This window comes from Sphingomonas beigongshangi (assembly GCF_016820445.1).
In the GTDB taxonomy this organism is placed as follows: Bacteria; Pseudomonadota; Alphaproteobacteria; order Sphingomonadales; family Sphingomonadaceae; genus Sphingomonas; species Sphingomonas beigongshangi.
On the sequence record NZ_JADHDT010000008.1, the window covers coordinates 168864 to 184077 of the forward strand.

Here is a 15214-nt window from a genome sequence, read left to right on the forward strand (position 1 = left end):
GGATCGCAGGTTAGCGAGCCGCCTGCACCCGCCCGGTGCGCTGGAGCTTGCCCCAGCCGACCATCGGCCCGCGCAATGCCTGGGCGATCGCCTTCAGCACGACATAGTACATCACCTGGCGATAGCCGACGCGCTGCGGGATCAACAGCCACAGCAGCCGCCACCGCTCGCGCCGTTCCAGCGCGAAGGCGATCGTGGCGGCGAGCAGGTCGATCGTCGTGAACACCGCCCAGAAGGTCAGCATCGTGTAGATGTCGTGGCTGGTCTGCGCCCAGCCGTGCGCCTGCACGTCGAACCAGGTGAAGACGAAGCTGACCAGGAGCGCCAGATCGATGATCGGGGAGATCGCCGCGAGCAGCACCTGGAACACGATCGCCTGCGGCAGACCGATCCAGCCGAGCCCGCGCGGGCGCGAGCCGCCGATCGCGCTGCGATGCTTCCACAGGCATTGCAGCGTGCCATAGGCCCAGCGGAAGCGCTGCTTGGCGAGAGCGCGGAAGCTCTCGGGCGCTTCGGTCCAGGCGACGGCATATTGATCGTACCGAACCTTCCACCCCGCACGCTGGATCGCGATCGTCAGGTCCTGATCCTCCGCGAGCGTGTCGTCGGGATAGCCGCCGACGCTGCGGATCGCCGCGAGGCGCCAGGCGCCGACCGCACCGGGCACCACCGTGATCGCATCGAGCCGCGCGAGCGCGCGCCGTTCCAGGTTCTGCGCGGTGATATATTCGAGCGCCTGCCACTTGGTGACGACGTTGACGCGGTTGCCGACCTTCGCATTGCCCGCGACGGCGCCGAGCGCCGGATCGCCGAACCAGCGGGCGAGCCGCGCGATCGTCGCAGGCTCGAACTGAGTATCGGCGTCGAGCGCGATGACGATCTCGCCACGGGCCAGCTCCAGGCCGCGGTTGAGCGCCCGCGCCTTGCCGCCGTTCTCGAGCGTCAGCAGCCTGACGCGGGGATCGTCGCCGAACGCCTGGGCGACGATCGCGCTGGTCGCATCCTTCGACCCGTCGTCGATGACGATCACCTCGATCTCGACGTCCGTGGAGGCCAGCACGCCGCGCACCGCGCGCTCGATCACGCGTTCCTCGTTATAGGCGGGGATCATCACCGTGACGAAGCGCGCCGGGTCGATCGGCGGGAAGACCTCGCGTCCCTCGCGCCGCGCCTGGATCAGGGCCAGTGCGGACAAGGTCACCGCGCGCAGGATCCCGACGGTGATGGCGATGCCGAACAGCCAGCGCAGCGCGATGACCAGCCCGCCCAGCGTCGAGAACAGCGCGAGGTCGGCGCGGGCCGCGAGCTGATCGCTCGCCGAGATCGGCGGCATCGACTGGTTGCGCGACAGGCCAGCGAGCGTGGAGACCGGCACGAAATGGTAGCCGAGCGCGCGCAGACGCTCGATGATGACGGGCAACGCCTCCACGGTCTCCTGCCGGTTGCCGCCCGCGTCGTGCAGCAGGATGATGTTGCGACTGCAGTTCGCGTCGGACTCGTCGTCGCAGACCTTGGGTCCGTTGACGATCTTGTCGATCGTGCGGTCGATGATCTCCTGCGTGCCCGGCCGCTTCCAGTCGTCCGGGTCGACGTGGAGGCCGACGGAGATATAGCCGCGGCGCTGCGCCATCAGCGCGGGCGCGATCTCGTCCGCGGTGCTCGGCTCCGCGTCGCCGAAATACGGTGCGCGGAAGAGCCGCAGCGACCGGCCGGTGAACGCCTGGAACAGCCGCTGGTTGGCGTTCAGCTCGAAGCGCACCTGGGCCGGGCCGACCGTCGCCAGATTGGGATGGGTATAGGTGTGGCTGCCGATCTCATGCCCCTCGGAGATCATGCGCAGCAGCAGGGATCGCTGCGTCAGCGCGTTCTCGCCCACCATGAAGAAGGTGCCGGGCGCATGTTCCCGCTTCAGCACGTCGAGGATCTGCGGCGTCCATTTCGGGTCCGGACCGTCGTCGAAGGTCAGCGCGAGCAGCCCGGGCCGATAGCCGGTCCGTTCCACGACATAGGGTGACGGCATCCGGTCGAAGATCACGTCTGCGATGCGGCCGTCTGGCCCGGCGATCGCGCGCCGTGCGCCGGCAACGGGCTCGGCGGCGATCTTCAGGATCTCGCCATTGCCTTCGATGTCGACGTTGGTGCCCGCCGGTACCGCGTTGATCGCCGACGGCATCGGCAGCTGGCGATGCGTCCGCCCAAAGATCGACCAGACCCCCGGGTCCTCGGAACCGAGGCGCCACAGCGCGACGCTGCGCACCCCGGCCCGCTGCAGCAGCAGCAACTGGTCATAGGCGGAGGCGGCGTCGGCGAGCCAGACGATGTGCCGGCTGTTGCCTTCCATATAGGCGAAGCTCGTATTGCCGCTCGCCCGGTCATAGGCGGGCCGCGTGCCGCTGTCGGAGGCATTCTGCCAGGCCTCCTCGACGTCGAGGGCGTCGCCGCTGCCATCATGCCAGTCATAGGCATAGGAGGCGAAGGCGACGACCAGCTTGGACTTGGGAATGCCGCGCGCCGAATCGGCCACCGTGCGGGCGAACCATTGCTGCGATGCGATCGGTCCCGGCGGCCCGCTCACCTCGTGCTCGTCATAGGCCATCAGGAAGATCTTGTCGGTCACCTTGGCATAAGCGGGCAGATCCCATTCGGGATTGCCGAGCTGCGCGGCGATCGACACCGTCCACCCGCGCGGGGCGAACCGGCGCTGCGTTTCCGCCAGGAAGGCGCGATAATTGGCGTGCGCCGACGCCGGAAGTTCCTCGAAATCGAAGAAGACGCCTGTGGTGTTGTTCTGGGCGAGCCAGGGCACGAGCTTGTCGAGGAAGGCGCCCCGCGCCTTCGGATCGGCGAGCATCGCCGCGATCCCGGGTCCGTCCCATTCGCCGTTCAGCACGTTCTGCACCATCGGCGTCACGATCGGCCTGCGGGCAGCGCGATTGATCACCTCGCGCCCGGCCGTGTCGCGGAACACCGTGATGTGGTGGTCGCGGCCGGTGATCGAGATCCAGCCGGGGATGACCCAGTCGAGCTGGTCGATGTGGCGCGAAAGGCTCGCGGTGCTCGACTGATCCCAGGGGGTATAGAAGCCGATCGCCAGCGACGGGTTTCCGCTGCCCGCCGCCTTGCCGCCCGCCTGCCCGAACAGGCGACGCGCCCAATAGTCGACGCTCCGTTCGGTCCGACCGAGGAAGCCGTGCGGCGGCGGCAGCTTGCGCAACGTCGCCCGTTCCGCCTGCACCGGCAGCAGCGGCGCGGCCGGCACCGCCCCGATCGACGTCACGAAGACCGCCACGGCCAGCACGACCAGCAGCACGAACGCGATGATCGCGAACGTGAAGCGACGTTTGCGCCGGCCGCTTGCGTCATAGAATATGGGGGCTTGCGACATCGATCAGGAACTCCGGCGCCCTCCATGCCCGCTTCGCCCGGATCGGATCAAGACGGCGGCGCAACAATAACGACCGCGACGGCCCGGACGCCCGCCCCGCCCACGCCCCTCGCGCCCGCTTACCCCCGCCCCTGCGCGGCCAGTGAGGGCCGGATGGGGGCAGCCGACCGCCTAGGGCAGCAGGACTGTGCTGCCGCGCGTTTCGCCGGCCTCCAGCGCGCGGTGCGCGTCGGCGGCGCGTTCCAGGGGGAAGGTCTGGCCGATCTGCGGGCGGATCGCACCCTGGCGCAGCATCGCGAAGACGCGGCCGACGCCGTGTTGCCGCTCCTCGGGGGTGACATAATAATCGAACAGCGTCGGTCGCGTGACGAACAGCGATCCCTTGGCGGCCAGCGTCGCCAGCTGGACGCCGGTCACGGCGCCGCCGGCATTGCCGTAGCTGACGATCAGCCCGCGCCGTGCCGCCGCCGCGAGCGACGCGTCCCAGCTCGCCTGGCCAACGCCGTCGAACACGACCGCGACGCCCTTCCCCTCCGTCAGTTCGCGGACACGCGCGGCGATGTCCTCGTGCCGATGGTCGAGGACATGGTCCGCGCCCGCGGCGCGGGCATGCGCCATCTTGTCCGACGAGCCGGCGACACCGATCACCTTGGCACCGATCGCCTTGAGCCATCCGGTGAGCAGCTGACCGACTCCGCCGGCCGCCGCCCAGACCAGCACGGTCTGGTCGGGTTGGACGCGCGCGCACCGTTCGACCAGGCATTCGACCGTGCAGCCCTTCAGCATCAGGGCGGCGGCGGTACGGGCGTCGACCTCGTCGGGAAGGTGGATGAGCTGCGCCGCCGGCAGGTTGCGCGCGGTCGCATAGGCGCCGCGCGCCGGACCGAAGGTGGCGACGCGATCGCCCACCGCGAACCCCTGCACGCCCTCGCCCACCGCCTCGACGATGCCGGCGGCTTCGCTGCCCAGTCCGGCCGGCAATTCCACCGGATAGACGCCGCTGCGGTGATAGGTGTCGATATAGTTCAGGCCGACGGCGCGATGCCGCATGCGTACCTCGCCCGCCGCGGGCGGTGGCAGGTCGACATCGATCCACTGGATCACCTCGGGTCCGCCGGTGCGGTCGATGCGTGCGACGCGTTCCATATCCCTGCCTTTCTTCCGGTGATCGCGAGCCGCGAACGTCCGCGCCCGTTTCCGGTTGCAACCCGTCTCGCCGACGATCAGTCTGACCGGGATAACCGATCGGGAGTGAGACATGCACCGGCATCTTCAGCATTTCATCGACGGCGCCTGGGTCGATAGCGACGGCGGCCGTCCGCATGCGGTGATCGACCCCGCCACCGAACAGCCCGTCACGGAGATCACTCTGGGCAGCGACGCGGATGTCGACCGCGCCGTGGCCGCCGCGCGCCGCGCCTTCGAAGACTATGCGCGAACGGACGTCGAGACACGCGCCGCGCTGCTCGACCGGATCGCGGAGGGCATGAAGGCGCGCACGGCGGATCTCGCCAAGGCGATCAGCGAGGAGATGGGCGCGCCCATCGCCTTTGCCGCGGGCGGCCAGGTTCCCGCCGGCCTCGGCCATTTTCTGGCCACCGCCAAGGCGCTGCGTGCCTTTCCGTTCGAGGAGCGGATCGGCAAGGCGCGCGTGGTGCATGAACCGCTGGGCGTCGTCGCGATGATCACGCCATGGAACTGGCCCCTCAACCAGATCTGCGCGAAGGTCGCGCCGGCGCTCGCGGCGGGCGACACGATGGTGCTGAAACCGTCGGAGGAAGCGCCCCGCTGCGCGATGATCCTTGCCGACATCCTGCACGAGGCGGGGGTGCCGGCGGGCGTGTTCAACCTCGTCAACGGCGATGGACCGGGGGTCGGCGCGGCGCTGTCGCGGCACCGCGACGTCGACATGGTCAGCTTCACCGGCTCCACGCGGGCCGGTATCGCCGTGGCGCAGGCTGCCGCGGCGACGGTCAAGCGCGTGCACCAGGAATTGGGCGGCAAGGCGCCGAACCTCGTGCTGGAGGGGGCAGACCTCGCCGCCACGCTGCCGCCGACGCTGCAGGGCGTGCTGGCCAACTCCGGGCAGAGCTGCATCGCGCCGACCCGCCTGCTCGTCCACGACAGCCAGGTGGCGGAGGCGACGGGGATTGCCAAGGCCATCTTCGACGGCGTCGCGGTCGGCGATCCCGCGGAGGCGGGCGCGCATATCGGCCCGGTCGTCAACAGGGCGCAATTCGACAAGATCCAGGGGCTGATCCAGTCCGCGATCGACGAAGGCGCGACCTTGGTTGCCGGCGGCCCTGGCCGTCCCGACGGGCGCAACGCGGGCTATTACATCCGCCCGACGCTGTTCGCGGACGTGACGCCCGACATGCGCATCGCCCGCGAGGAGACGTTCGGCCCGGTCGCGACGATCACGCGCTACCGCGACCTGGACGAGGGCGTGCGGCTCGCAAACGACACCGACTACGGCCTGTCCGCCGCCATCTCCGGCGATCCCGCCGCGGCGGCGCAGGTCGCGCCGCGGCTGCGCGCCGGGCTGGTCACGATCAACAGCTGGTCCCCCGCGCCCGGCGCCCCCTTCGGCGGCTACAAGCAGTCGGGCAACGGCCGCGAGGGCGGCAAATTCGGCATCGCCGACTTCATGGAGGTGAAGACGATCATCGGCGAACCCGCCTGATCCTTCAGCCCCGCGCCGCCGCCATCCGTCCGGCGGCGGTCATGAAGGCGCCGCCGGCGTCGCGCGCGGGTGCGAAACCCGTCATGCCGATGTCGGTGCCTTCGGGCATGTTGACGTAGATCGCCTCCATCCCGCCGCGCATGCTGTACGCTTCATGCCAGAATCCCGCCTGTCTCGGATTGCGCAGGAAGCTGCGCCACCATCCGCCGTGCGGTTCGCTTCGCGTGAAGGCGGCGAGTGCGGCCGGATCGCGCCAATATTGGCGTATGCCGACATGATTCCACCCGAACAGGAAGCCTTCGTGATGCAACAGTCCATCGGGGTGCCGCCGCGCGATCTCGCCCAGCCCCTTGCCGATCGCCATCATCGCAGGGATGGCGCGCAGGCCGCGCAGCCGGAATCCCAGCATGACCACCATCAGATCGGGATAGGCGGTCAGGTCGACGGTCGTTCGCTGCGCTTGCATTTCGAGTCTCCATCATGTTTACAACGTAAACTACCATCTGACGTTTACGGTGTAAACATGGATCCGGCGGACAATGGCCTGCGCACCACCCTTGTCGACGCGGCGCTCGTCCTGCTCGAGACGGGAACAGGCGATCTCAGCCTGCGGGCGGTGGCGCGCGCCGCGGGCGTTTCCGCCATGGCACCCTACCGGCATTTCGCCGACAAGGCGGCGCTGCTCGGCGCGGCGGCCGAACGCGGCTTTGCCTTGCTGCGCGAGCGGCTGCTGGAGGCGGATGCAGCCGGGTCACCGCGCGAGGCGCTGATCGCACAGGGACTGGCCTATATCGCCTTCGCGTGTGCCCGCCCGGCGCTGTTCCGGCTGATGTTCGCCGGCCCCGCCGAGGCGACGATCGACGCGGCCTGCAAGGCCAGCGGCTTCACCGTGCTCTCGCAGCGGGTCGCCGGCATGGTGAACGATGCCGCGGCGGCCGAAGCGGCGACGCTCGCGTGCTGGGGGCTGGTGCATGGCCTCGCCACGCTGGCGCTCGACGGGCGACAGCCGCGCGACGCGGCCGGCGACGAGGCGGCGCTGCGCATCCTCGTCGCCGGTATCGTTCAGTAATCCTTCGACACGCGCACGTTCACGCTCTGCCGGCCCAGCGTCGAGATGCTCGACAGCAGCGACAGCCAGCGCGTCACCTGGAATTCCACCTGGGTCGCGGAATAGCCCTGCCCGTCGGTGACGATCTCGGCATAGAATCGCCGCGTCACATATTTGCCCGCCGCGATCGACGTACCCTGCCCCGTCTGGCGATCGGCGGGCAGGATGCGCAGCCGGTCTAGACCCGCCGCGCGGCGCACCGCATTGATCGGGTTGAGCCCGTTGCCGCCGTTCTGCAACGCCGCCACCGCGGCGGCGAGCTGCAACGCCTCGGGCGCCGACAGGTTGGTGATCGAGGTGCTGAACAGCAGACGCGACAGTAGCTCGTCCTGCGGCAGCGCGGGGGTGCTGGTGAAGCCGATCTCGGGCTTCAGCGCGGTTCCCGTTACCCGGATCGAGGCATTGAGGCCGGTCGTGTTCGCATCCGCTGCGATATCGAGGGCGGGGTTCGCCGGCACCTCGCCGCCGAAGCGGATGATGCCGCGCTGCAGGGTGAATTCGCGCCCCGCAAATTCATAGTCTCCGCGGATCAGCGTCGCCTGCCCCGTGATCGCCGGATTGTTCGGCTGGCCGCCGATCGTCAGGTCCGCTCCCCATTCGCTCGACAGACCCAGGCCGCTGACGAGCATGCTGCCAGGGGCATGCGCCTTGATCGCGAGCGTCCACGGTGTCGACGGCGCCTCGTCCTCGTCCCCGCCGCCGCCCGGCAGGTTGATCTCGCGGATGTTGAGCTGCGGCAGGGCCGCCGCTGCGCTGGCCTGCCCCAGCCGGTATCGGCTGCGGTTCAGCACGACCTCGCCGGCGATCCGCCCGCCCCTGCCGTCCGACGTGAAGGTCAGCGGGCCCGTGACGGTCGCGCCGATATCGTCGCGCGCGATCATCACCGCATGATCCGCCTGCAAAGCGAGATCGAGGCCGACGCCCTGGCCGGTACCGAAGTCGAAACTGCCGGTGCCGGTGACGCGCCCGCCCTTGCCGGCATCCGCGGCGAAGCGGTCGATGCGCAGCCGTGACCCCGCGAAGCGACCCGCCGCCTGCACGCCGGTCAGCACCGTGCCCGTCGTCGCGCTTTCGATGCGCGCGCCATTGGCCTGCATCGCGCCGCGGATCGACGGCGCAACCAGGCTGCCGCCGACATCGGCGCCGATCGCGACGGGTCCCGACAGGTCGAACAGTTCGACGCCCGTCAGCCGCCACAACGTGTCGGCCGGCCCCTGGTAGCGAAGTTGCGCGAACAGCGGCGCATGCGTCACGCGCGTCAGCAGATCGCCGCTGCCCAGCGGCTTCACCAGCGCCTGTGCCCGCCCGATCGTCCGACCGTCGGCCGCCATCACCGCGCGCACGCCCAGCCGGTCGGCCGACAGGGCGGCGGCGAGCCCGACATCGATCGGTCGAGACGACAATATCAGGCCGGCGCGGCTGAGGCCGCGGATCGTCAGGTCGGCGCGGCCCGTGGGCGGCCCGTCCGCGCTGTCCGCGTAGCGCAGCGATCCCGACGCCTGTCCGCTGAGCCCCAGCCCCGGATAGCCGATGTCGAGGATCGCAAGCGGCATCGCCGAAAGCGTCGCATCCAGCGTGAGCGCCTGCGAGGCGAAGCGTCCGCCGATGCTGGCCGTGCCCCCCGCGAAGCTCAGCCGGGTCGGGGCGAGCGACCATGCGTCGTCGTCGCGCGTCAGCACCGCCGGCGACAGCAGCCGCAAGGGGCGCCGGTCCACGCTGCCTTCCGCGGCGATCGCATAGCGGTCGGGCGCGACGTCGGCGGACAGATGGATGTCGAAGCCACGACCCCGCGACCCCGCGAGCGTTCCCTTGATCGTGCCCGTGCCGTCGCGCAGCTGCGCATTGCCGGCAAAGCGGGCGAGGACGAGCCGCCCCTGCCGCAGGCCCTGCCCGGTCGCCGTCGCGTCGATCGTCGTGCCGGCGGGATCGAGGACGAGGTTCGCCTCCAGGTGCCCGCGGCGGAGCGTCGCACCCGCGAACCGCGCGTCGCGTGCGTCCAGCGTCGCGGCGATGCCCTGATTGTCACCGACGGGACGGAAGCGCAGCCCCCCATCCAACCCGCCGCCGGCGACCGCGAGGCGACCGTCGAAGCCGCCGGGCACGATGGTCAGCCGTCCCCGCGCCACGGTCGCGCCGATCGTCAGGTCACCGATGTCGATCGCGGCCTGTCCGCCCTTGGGGAGCAGGATCGCACCATGCGTCGCGAAGGCCCCGAGCCGTGATCCGCCGTTGGCGCCGAAGGTGAAGCCGTCGGGCGTGGGATCGAGATGGGCCCGGACGTTCGCCAGGCCGAGCGCCGGTGCCGGCGACTGGAGCAGCAGGTCGATCGCAGGCCGTTCGATCCTGCCGTCCAGCTTGAGCTGGACGGGGCCGTAGCGTTGGTGACGGCCGCTTGCCTCGACATGGAAGCTGCCGTCGCGACGGCGGTACCCCGTGCCACGCAGTTGCAGCAGCGGCGACGACAGTCGCAGGTCGGTGAAATGCAGGATGCCGTCGGGGGTCCGCTCGATCGCGCTGGTCAGATGCGGCAGCCCCCCCGCAAGCGTGCGGAAGAAGGCGTTGTCGAGCCGCAGCACGTCCGCGCTGCCCCGCCCGACGACCCGGGTGCCGTGTCCGCCCGGCCCGGGGACGACGCGGAGCGACGACCGCACGTCCACCACGCCGAGTCCGGGGATCAGATAGCGGCCCAGCGCGCCGACCAGCCCGACCTCGTAGCGGCCGTTGGTCAGGTCGAGCGCCAGCATGATCCGCCCCTGCAGCCGGTCGGACCGCAGCCTCAGCGCGTCGCCGCGCAACAGCCGCGACGTGACCAGCAGGGGTCCGTCGACCGACAGGTTGCGCAGGATCCCCCCAGCGACGGCACCGATGCCGGTCACCTGGCGGGCGGCGAAGCGCGCGACGAGGCGCGCGGGGCTGGCACCGAGCCGCCCGCCGCCGGCCAGATAGACGGATTCGAACCCCGTCCGGTCGAACGCGACCCGCGCACCGGCGACGCGGAAGTCCAGCCGCGGCGCCGCGAAGCCGCCGTCGAGGATCGCGCGGGCGACGATGTCGCGCCCGCTCATGTTGGGAAACAGCGCCGACGGCCGCAGCAGGCGCGCCCGGATGCGGACGCCCCGCCACGCCGACGCTGCCAGATCGATGCCGCCGGTCGCATTCGCGGTCAGCGCCGCGCTGGCGAGGCTCAGCCGCCCGTCGAGACGTCGCGCCACCAGGGTCGCATCGCCCGTGACACGGACCGACGGCGCGGTCAGCCTCTGGGCCTTGCCGGTGAGCAGCGACGAGGGCGCGATGCGCCCGCCAAGGCGGTAGCGCCCCGCATCGGCGGCGAGCTTCAGGTCCGCGATCTGCGCCGCCGCCGTACGCGCGACCGCCCGGCCGCGCCAGCGCGTCCAGCTGCCGTCTCCGTCGATCGCGACCGCGACGGCACGCCCGCGGGCGAGGCTGCGCGCGAGCACGCCCCCGCGCGCGCCCGCCGCCTTCACGTCAAGGTCGAAGCGGTCGCGATCGGGTTCCGCGTCGATGCGCACATGCAAGCGGTCGGTCCCCGCGACGGCTGCATCGAGGGCGACGCGCACGCGACCGTCGCGGACATCGGCATCCCCCTCGATCCGACCGGTACGGGCGCTGCCGAGGACCGGCTTCGCCAGCATCAGCCGCGCGACAGCGAGGCGGCCGATGCGGATATCGAAGCCGGGCAGGACCGGACCGCCCTTGGCGCCGGGTCGCGTGCGCGGTGCATGGAACATCGTCGCCTGCGGTACGATCAGCGCCCGAATGTCGAGTCGGTTGCGCAACCATGCCAAGGGACGCCAGTCGAGCGTCGCCTCCGGCGCCTGTACCAGCAGCCCGTCGAGATCGTAGACGCGCACGTCGCGCAACCGGCTGCGCCCGTAGAGCGAGCCGTCGATCCGCCCGATCGCGAAGCGGAGGCCGTTGGCCGTGCGGATCGTGCCGATCCGCGTCGCGACCCAGCGATGGCCGACATCGCTGTCGACGACGACCAAGGCCACGCCGACGACGAGCAGCAGCGCGGCCAGCAGCCCCGCGATCCAGCGCCAGGCGCGCCTCAAAACGCCTGCCCCAGCGAGACGTAGACCGCGACGCGGCTGTCGCCCTTCTGCGGATTGAGCGGCGTGCCGAGGTCGAGGCGGATCGGGCCGAAGTTCGAATAGTAACGCGCGCCGATCCCGGCTCCATATTGGAAGCGGCTCAGCCCCGGCAGCGCGCTGGTGTAGATGTTGCCGCCGTCGAGAAACGGCACGATGCCGAAATTCCCCTTCACCCTGACGCGGGTTTCGATCGAGAATTCGGCGAGGCTCCGGCCGCCGATCGGGTCGTTGTTGACGTCGCGCGGTCCGATCGCCTGATAGCCGTAGCCGCGCACCGACGCGCCGCCCCCCGCGTAGAAGCGCCGCGACGGCGCGATCTGGTCGCGCGGCGCGCCCAGGATCGATCCCAGCCGTATCCGGCCCGCCAGCACGACGCCGTCGGTCAGCGGATGATAGGCGCTGCCGTCCAGCTGGACGCGGGTATAGCCGAATACCGCGCCCTGCAGCGACAGCTCGGGGCTGACGCGGCCGCCCAGACGGAAACCGCGCGTCGGGTTGAGCAGGTCGTCCGAACCGTCGTAGTTGAGGCTGGTCGGCAGCGCGCCGATGAAGAAGGTGCGCCGCCGCGGCTGCCCGGTCGCGGCGATGACGTCGCGTTCGTCGGAGGCGAGCAGTTCCGCGCCGAAAGACCAGGTCCAGGCCTTCTGGAAGAAGATGTTGGTCTGCCGTTCCAGATTGCCCGACAGCGAGAAGGTCTTGGCGTCATAGGCGTTGCGCACGGTATGCGCGGCGGCGAATTCGGCGGTGAGGACGCGGTCGCGACCCTCGAAATTATTGCGGCGAAAGACGATGCTGCCGAGCTGCTCCTGGGTGCCGAGCACGCTGCGCAGAGTCAGTCCGCCTTCGGGCGGGAAGAGGTTGCGGTGCGTCCAGCTCAGCTCCGCCCGCGCGCCTTCGCCCGTGCCATAGCCCAGCTCGCCCGCGATCGTGTGAGGCGGCGCCGGCTCCAGCTTGACGCCGACGTCGACTGTCGTGGGATCGGCGGCGCTGTCGATCGGCTTCACCTCTACCGACGAGACAAGGCCGGTCTGGATCAGCGCGCGGCGCAGATCGTCCAGCGACGCCGCGTCGTAGCGCTGGCCGGGAGAGAAGCGCGCGATCTCCGCCACATGGTCCATTCCGAAAACCCGGTTGCCGGGCAGCGCGACGATCCGGCCGAACCGCCGCTCGGTCCCCGTCGTGACGGGAAGATCGAGCGTCGCCGTCCGCGTCGCATGGTCGACGACCAGTTCCGGCGCACCGACCTCGGCGAAGGGAAATCCCTGCCGCGACAGATCCGTCTTCAGCCTGGCCTGCCCCGCCACGACCGTATCGGCATTGACCGGGTCGTCCGGCTTGACCCCGAACGCCTGGCGGAGCGGCGCCGCCTGCGCGCCCGCGCCCACCAGCCCGGCGACGGTGACGCCGCTGAACCGATAGAGCTGCCCCGGCTCCGCCGACAGCACGACGACAGGCTTGTCGCCCGGCTCGATCCGGGTCGCGACGCGCGCATCATAATAGCCCTCGCCGCGCAGCAGGGTGGTCAACAGTTCGGCATCCTCGCGCGCGCGCCGGTCGAGCTGCGCGGCATTGGCGGCGGTCCCGTCATTGGCGTCGAGCGTCGACAATTGCGCGAAGCGGCGGCGCAGCAGCGGCGTTTCGACCGCGTCGATGCCGTCGATCCGCCAGCCATAGCGCCGCTCCGCCCCCGCATCGTCGGTTCGCGTCGTCGTCGCCGCTGCGCCGGCCGCCGGTGCGCCCGCCCCGGTACCGAGATCGGGCCAGGCGACGCCGATGTCGGGCATCGGCGCGAGCGGTGCATTGGGATCGAGCGGCACCGGATCGTCCGTCGGCGGCACGGCGACGGGCGGCGCCGTCTGCGCACATGCCTGCCCGGAAAGGAGAACCGCGGCAGTCGCGCTCAGCCCGAACCACCCAAAGCGCGCCGTCATGCCATGGTCTGTAGCGCCCCGCGACGCGGCGCGACAGCCCCGACGTCGGTTGCCCGGGCTTCGGTCCGGCGCGGGACGGGACCGGTGCGGCTCTGGGAGGGTCCGGCGCGGCGATCGGCGGGACGGCCCCTGCCGATCATCCCGGCAGCATCGCCGGTGCGCCGACGGACCCGATCAGTGCACGGTGCCGGTCGCTTCCTCGCGCGCGAGAAGTTCGATCAGCCGCTCGGTCTGCCGCCAGCGGCAGAAATGCACGTGATTGCCGATGTCGCGCATCCGGCCTGCGCGGATCGCAGCCTCCAGCGCGGCATGTTCCCCGAAATCGGCGAGCAGACTGGCCGCCTCGGTGACCTGGTCGGCGTCGACGACATGGATGGGGGAATCGGCGAAAGGATGCAGCACGGACATGGGTTCGACCATTACAAGCAATGTGCCAGTTCGCGGGCCGCGACGGCTCGCGGCGGCGTGCGATGGTAAACGGGGCCGGCGCCCGGCGTCCCCGTCTTCCCGCGACGGGACGGATCGGCCGTACTGGCGTCCCGCGGCGGGACGTGGCAGGACGCCGCATCATGGCCGACACTCCTCCCTCCGCCGCCGGCGGCGTCCTCATCGCCGTCTGTTCGATCCTGGGCGCCGTGATCGGATTGGTCGAGGGGCAGGTGACGATCGGATTCCTCGCCGGGCTCGCGATCGGCGGCGGCGGCGCGATCGCGATCTGGCTGCGCGACCGGCGTCGCTGACCCCCGCTCGCGCGGCGCCTATCGCGGCGCCCGCATCAGCCAGACGACGCGACCGATCACCTCGACCGGCCCCGGTGGAGGCGGTGGCGCGGCGACATTGTCGCTGGTCGCGACCAGCGCACCCCGCCCTGCCCGCACCCGCTTGACCATCACCGCGCCGTCGATGCGGACGACGAAGACGCCGCCCTGCGCGTCCGGCCGCGTCTTGGCCTGATCGACGACGATCAGGTCGCCGTCGACGAGCCCCGGCTCCATCGAGTCACCGCGGACGCGCACGATCGCCGCCTTGCCGGCGCGCAGGCCGAGATGTCGCGCGAGCGCCGGGTCGATCGCCGCCGTGCCGAGCAGCGTCTCGTTATCGACCAGCGACCCGGGACCGGCGGACGCGGCGACGTCCAGCCGCGGCAGCGGGAAAGCATTCCGCGGCGGCTCGGCGCCGAGCTCCGCCTCGTCGATGCCGAAGAAATCCGCCAGCCTGCGACGGTCGTCCGCCGCCAGTGAACGCGGCGAACCCCGGGTCACGAACTGATGGAGGTACGCGGCGTTGCGGCCGAGCATCGCCGACAGCGCCGCCAGGCTGACGCCGCGCGCCTCCGTCAGCGCACGCAAGCGCGCCCTTGGATCGTGTCGCTCCACGTCAGGACGGTACCGTAGGAAAATTTCCTAGACAAGTTGGATTTGAGAGAACATTTCAAGAACACGAGATTCGGACTCGGGAGGGAGACGATGACATTGCTCGCCGACATCAATGCCTATCTGCGACGTCACGGGATGAAGCCCAGCGTGTTCGGCCGACTGGCGGTCAACGACCCGCGGCTGGTCCGCGACCTTCGCGAAGGCCGGCTGCCGCGCGCCGCGCTGACCGCGCGCGTCCGCGCCTTCATGGGGGAGCAACGACCGTGACTTTTGTGAACTTCCATCTTGGAGCAATCGCACGGTTGCTGCGCGCGTTGCACCAAAATGCCGAGACATATCAAGTCGCTATCGAGGTTATCGGCCACGAGGAGCAGCCGTGGGCAAGCGCGACCTTCGCGGGGCACCGCCTGCGCCTGACGCTCGCGCTGGGGGGCGGTGATCGCCAGTGCTGGCTGTCGGCGCTGCCGCTGGCGGAACTGCCGGTACGCGGCGCCTTCGTCGCCGATCTGCACGTCGAGCATCGGACCGAAGACACCGCGAGGGTCGCGATCCTCCTGATCGACGACGCATGATCGTCGCGCTCATCAAGACTTGATATAATGTAACATGACGTCTAGGT

At 70.5% G+C, this 15214-nt stretch carries 12 protein-coding genes; 5 read left to right on the plus strand and 7 right to left on the minus strand.

The genetic code is table 11. From position 1 onward, the window contains the following. Positions 1 to 10: 10 nt before the first annotated feature. Together IQ292_RS15375 and IQ292_RS15380 are read right to left on the minus strand one after the other, a co-directional pair. The gene (locus IQ292_RS15375; RefSeq protein ID WP_203311189.1) at positions 11 to 3385 is read right to left on the minus strand and encodes a glycosyltransferase; all 3375 of its coding nucleotides are present in this window, start codon (positions 3383 to 3385) and stop codon (positions 11 to 13) included. Between the two features lie 171 nt (positions 3386 to 3556). Next, complete coding sequence (locus IQ292_RS15380; RefSeq protein WP_203311190.1) at positions 3557 to 4531, minus strand: quinone oxidoreductase family protein; 975 nt, start codon at positions 4529 to 4531, stop codon at positions 3557 to 3559. A gap of 112 nt (positions 4532 to 4643) precedes the next feature. Between IQ292_RS15380 and IQ292_RS15385 the strand changes: the two genes are divergently transcribed. Next, positions 4644 to 6068, plus strand: a complete 1425-nt coding sequence (locus IQ292_RS15385) for an aldehyde dehydrogenase family protein (RefSeq protein WP_203311191.1) — start codon at positions 4644 to 4646, stop codon at positions 6066 to 6068. A 4-nt stretch (positions 6069 to 6072) separates the two neighbouring features. Here the strand turns inward: IQ292_RS15385 and IQ292_RS15390 are convergent, their stop codons facing one another. Further along, positions 6073 to 6534 carry a monooxygenase family protein gene (locus IQ292_RS15390; RefSeq protein WP_203311192.1) on the minus strand — a complete coding sequence of 154 codons (462 nt, stop codon included), beginning with the start codon at positions 6532 to 6534 and terminating at the stop codon, positions 6073 to 6075. Between the two features lie 57 nt (positions 6535 to 6591). Here IQ292_RS15390 and IQ292_RS15395 point away from each other — a divergent pair, with 57 nt between their 5' ends. Continuing rightward, on the plus strand, positions 6592 to 7137 hold the full coding sequence (locus IQ292_RS15395) for a TetR/AcrR family transcriptional regulator (protein WP_203311193.1): 546 nt from the start codon (positions 6592 to 6594) through the stop codon (positions 7135 to 7137). On the opposite strand, the gene IQ292_RS15400 is transcribed toward IQ292_RS15395, so the two are convergent. The 3 genes from IQ292_RS15400 to IQ292_RS15410 form a co-directional block, all read right to left on the minus strand. Continuing rightward, positions 7131 to 11249 (minus strand): translocation/assembly module TamB domain-containing protein, encoded by a 4119-nt coding sequence (locus tag IQ292_RS15400; RefSeq protein ID WP_203311194.1) that lies wholly within the window; start codon positions 11247 to 11249, stop codon positions 7131 to 7133. The two genes, IQ292_RS15395 and IQ292_RS15400, sit on opposite strands and share 7 nt — an antisense overlap. Beyond that, positions 11246 to 13219 (minus strand): autotransporter assembly complex protein TamA, encoded by a 1974-nt coding sequence (locus tag IQ292_RS15405; RefSeq protein WP_203311195.1) that lies wholly within the window; start codon positions 13217 to 13219, stop codon positions 11246 to 11248. Before IQ292_RS15405 ends, IQ292_RS15400 begins: the two co-directional genes overlap by 4 nt. 174 nt (positions 13220 to 13393) lie before the next feature. Continuing rightward, positions 13394 to 13627 (minus strand): hypothetical protein, encoded by a 234-nt coding sequence (locus IQ292_RS15410; protein WP_238941145.1) that lies wholly within the window; start codon positions 13625 to 13627, stop codon positions 13394 to 13396. A 161-nt stretch (positions 13628 to 13788) separates the two neighbouring features. On the opposite strand from IQ292_RS15410, the gene IQ292_RS15415 reads away from it, so the two are divergent. Further along, positions 13789 to 13959 (plus strand): hypothetical protein, encoded by a 171-nt coding sequence (locus IQ292_RS15415; protein WP_203311196.1) that lies wholly within the window; start codon positions 13789 to 13791, stop codon positions 13957 to 13959. A gap of 18 nt (positions 13960 to 13977) precedes the next feature. Here IQ292_RS15415 and IQ292_RS15420 read toward each other — a convergent pair whose 3' ends face one another. Next, positions 13978 to 14568: a S24 family peptidase gene (locus IQ292_RS15420; RefSeq protein WP_238941146.1), complete on the minus strand. Its 591-nt coding sequence runs from the start codon at positions 14566 to 14568 to the stop codon at positions 13978 to 13980. A 117-nt stretch (positions 14569 to 14685) separates the two neighbouring features. On the opposite strand from IQ292_RS15420, the gene IQ292_RS15425 reads away from it, so the two are divergent. Next, entirely contained in the window at positions 14686 to 14862 is a 177-nt protein-coding gene (locus tag IQ292_RS15425; RefSeq protein ID WP_203311198.1) for a hypothetical protein, read from the plus strand. Positions 14863 to 14867: 5 nt separating this feature from the next. Continuing rightward, complete coding sequence (locus IQ292_RS15430; RefSeq protein ID WP_203311199.1) at positions 14868 to 15167, plus strand: hypothetical protein; 300 nt, start codon at positions 14868 to 14870, stop codon at positions 15165 to 15167. Positions 15168 to 15214: the final 47 nt, after the last annotated feature.